1 protein-coding gene is annotated in these 426 nt (G+C 46.7%); it reads right to left on the bottom strand.

What is annotated here, in order from left to right:
* Positions 1-44: 44 nt before the first annotated feature.
* Positions 45-426: hypothetical protein (locus PA598K_RS36635; RefSeq protein WP_185602276.1), on the bottom strand; the 382-nt coding region annotated here is incomplete at its 5' end.

Raw genomic sequence — 426 nt, 5'->3', positions numbered from 1 at the left:
GCGAAATAGTGATCATTAAAAACAAAAATAGAATCTACTTCTAATTACTTAATCTGTTTTTTTAAAACTGATTTTCCGAAACAATTAATTTGATCATTATCCAAAAATAGAAAACGCCCCGCACCGAACACCCCTTCGTTCGATGCGAGGCGATTGATAATGCTATAAGACTTGAATTCTACTGATTTCAATGTCGCCACTGCTGACCCGCGCGGATGTGGATGACGCCAAGTTCGTTGCAGTTGATCGCGAAGACGTTGCCGCCTTAGCCGATCGTTGCTCAGGCGCTCTATCTGGCACAAAAACCCGTGTTGCTGCTGTCCGAACCGATCCTTCCCTGCTGGATTAGTGACACCGCTTGGCTCGTCAGCGCATTGCCCACCTGGATGCGCAGCGGCTAGCTGCCGAATTTTGATGACGATGTAC

Origin of the sequence: Paenibacillus sp. 598K (assembly GCF_003851045.1) — a bacterium.
In the GTDB taxonomy this organism is placed as follows: Bacteria; Bacillota; Bacilli; order Paenibacillales; family Paenibacillaceae; genus Paenibacillus_D.
The sequence above is the reverse complement of the archived record's forward strand: the minus strand, read 5'-3'. Positions and strand labels throughout refer to the sequence as shown.